Below are 2,697 nucleotides of genomic sequence, written 5' to 3'. Positions count from 1 at the left end.
CCCCGAGGGCAGCACCGCGATCATCCGGGCCACCGTCCGGGCCATCGCGTCCCTGCCGTCCGCCAGATAGCGGCGCGGGTCCACACCCCGGTCGTCCCGGGCCAGCCGCTCCCGTATGGCGCCGGTCATCGCGATGTTCAGCGCGGTTCCGATGTTGACCTTGCGGATTCCGCCCGCCACGGCACGGGCCAGCTCCTCGTCGGAGGCCCCGGACGAACCGTGCAGCACCAGCGGAACCGGCACGGCCGCCCGCAGCCCGCCCAGCAGAGCGTGGTCGATGACGGCGTCCCGCGAGGTCATGGCGTGCGAGGTGCCGACCGCCACGGCCAGCGCGTCGACCCCGGTGGCCGCGACGAACGACCGCGCCTCCTCCGGGTCCGTACGGGCCCCGGGCGCATGGGCGTCGAGCGCCGGCTCCCCGTTCTTCCCGCCGACCTGCCCGAGTTCCGCCTCCAGCCACAGGCCCCGCTCGTGCGCCCAGACGACGGCGGCGCGGGTGGCCGCCAGGTTCTCCGCGTACGGCAGCCGGGCCGCGTCGAACATCGCCGAGCTGAAACCGCAGTCCGCCGCCCGGTGCAGCAGTTCGGTGGACTGCACATGATCGAGGTGCAGGGAGACGGGTACGGCGGCTTGGTCGGCGACCTCGGCCGCGGCGCGCGCGAGCGGGCGGGGCCGGCCCCGGTGGTAGGCGACCGCGTTCTCGCTGATCTGCAGGATCACCGGCGACCCCGCGGCCTCCGCGCCCTCGGCGATGGCTTCCGCGTGTTCCAGGGTGATGACGTTGAACGCGGCGACCGCACCGAGCTGTGCGGCGGCCTCGGCGATCAGCTCGCCGGTGGCGGCGATGGGCATGGCGACTCCGGGATGAGGGACCGGTGGGCGGTGAAGGGGGCGGCCTGGGCCCTCAGGCCGCGCTGCTGAGGATGACCGAGCGGGTGAGGTGGCGCGGCCGGTCCGGGTCGAGACCCCGCGCGTTCGCGATGGCCAGCGCCAGCCGCTGCACCCGGACCAGCTCCGCCAGCGGATCGAGGCCGCCGGCCACCCACCGGGCGCCGGTCGCGTGTACCTCGTCCATCAGTCCGGACGGGGCCTCGCCGAGCATCCAGGTCGCGGTGGAGCGGGTGGAGATGCTGATCGGGCCGTGCCGGTACTCCATCGCCGGGTACGCCTCGGTCCAGGCGAGCGCCGCCTCGCGCATCTTCAGCGCCGCCTCGTTGGCGAGCCCCACGCTCCACCCCTGCCCGAGGAAGGTGAACTGGCTGCACTCCACCAGACCGGCGGGCAGCGGCTCGGCCAGCGCCACCTGGGCGTCGTCGACCACCGCGTCGCTGTGCAGACCCAGGTGGGCGCGGAGCAGGGTCAGCGCCGAGGTCGCGAAGCGGGTCTGCACGACGGACTTCTCGTCGGCGAACTCCAGCACGATCGTGTCGTCGGCCATCGCCGCCATCGGGGTGTCGGGGTCGCCGATGACCACCGTGCGGCGGGTCGTGTCACCGATCTGCCCGAGGAGTCCGAGCACCTCCGTCGTGGTGCCGGAGCGGCTCAACGCCACGACCCGGTCGTACGGGCGACCGGCCGGGAACTCCGAAGCGGCGAAGGCGTCGGTCTCACCCTGGCCGCTGCCCTCCCGAAGAGCCGCGTAGGCCTGGGCCATGAAGTACGACGTACCGCAGCCGACCACGGCGATGCGCTCGCCGGCCGCCGGAAGCCGGTGGGCCAGACCGTCCGCCATGCCGGCGGCCACCTGCCAGCAGTCGGGCTGGCTGGCCAGCTCCTGAGCCACGTGCGTCATCTGTGCTCCCTGTTCGTGGTTCCCGGCAATCGATGCTCGAATCTGCATATTAAGCGAGTGTTTCAAGCAATATCAAGCAGACGGATGGGAGGTTCGTGCGCCCGGCGCGGCCTCGCCCCGCCTCCGGCCGTGGGGGCGGCCACGTCCGGGCACCGCTTCGCGGAAGCGCATTTCGCCCTGCGTCGATGGGTAGGGTGGCTGCGCTTCGTGACACCTGCGGAGTGATCGAGGCAGAGGGATGGATTCATGGGTTCGCTGGCGGGAAAGGTCGCGTTGGTCACGGGTGCCAGCCGCGGCATCGGGCGGGCAATCGCCCGGCGGCTCGCGCGCGACGGGGCCCTGGTCGCCGTTCATTACGGTGAGCGCGGGAACGCGGCCCAGGAGGTGGTCGAGGAGATCGGGAAAGCGGGCGGACAGGCTTTCGCGGTGGGATCCCTGCTCGGAGTGCCGGGGGACGTCGAAGCCCTGTACGAGACGTTCCGCGCGGGAATGACGGCCCGGGGAGAAGAACCGGTGCTGGACATTCTGGTCAACAACGCCGGTGTGAGCGGATCCGGGCGGATAAGCGATGCCTCACCGGAGGTTTTCGACCGGATGTTCGCCGTGAACGTGAAAGCACCGCTCTTCCTCATCCAGCAGGGGCTGACCCTGATGCGGGACCGAGGACGGATCGTCAACATTTCGTCGGCCGCCGCCCACCGGTCCTTTCCGGAGTCGGTGACCTATGCCATGACCAAAGGCGCGCTGGAGACGCTGACGCTTGCTGTGGCAAAGGAAGTGGCGGAGCGAGGCATCACGGCGAACACCGTGGTGCCCGGTTTCGTGGCGACCGACATGAACGCCCGGCGACGCGAGACCCCCGAGGCCGCGGCGGCTCTTGCGGCGCACTCCGTGTTCGGCCGGCT

Annotated in this window: 3 protein-coding genes; 1 reads left to right on the top strand and 2 read right to left on the bottom strand. The window is 71.7% G+C overall.

Annotation, left to right across the window (positions count from 1 at the left end; genetic code table 11):
- Positions 1-852: ketose-bisphosphate aldolase (locus tag ACFWM7_RS34830; RefSeq protein ID WP_383268669.1), on the bottom strand; the 852-nt coding region annotated here is incomplete at its 3' end.
- A 52-nt stretch (positions 853-904) separates the two neighbouring features.
- Positions 905-1,792: an SIS domain-containing protein gene (locus tag ACFWM7_RS34825; protein WP_383268667.1), complete on the bottom strand. Its 888-nt coding sequence runs from the start codon at positions 1,790-1,792 to the stop codon at positions 905-907.
- A 246-nt stretch (positions 1,793-2,038) separates the two neighbouring features.
- Here ACFWM7_RS34825 and ACFWM7_RS34820 point away from each other — a divergent pair.
- A partial coding sequence (locus ACFWM7_RS34820) for an SDR family NAD(P)-dependent oxidoreductase (RefSeq protein ID WP_383268664.1) occupies positions 2,039-2,697 on the top strand: 659 nt, incomplete at its 3' end.

It is taken from the genome of Streptomyces sp. NPDC058375, assembly GCF_042723425.1.
GTDB classification, from domain to species: Bacteria; Actinomycetota; Actinomycetes; order Streptomycetales; family Streptomycetaceae; genus Streptomyces; species Streptomyces durocortorensis.
Note: the sequence above shows the minus strand (reverse complement) of the source record. Positions and strands in the feature narration are given on the sequence as shown.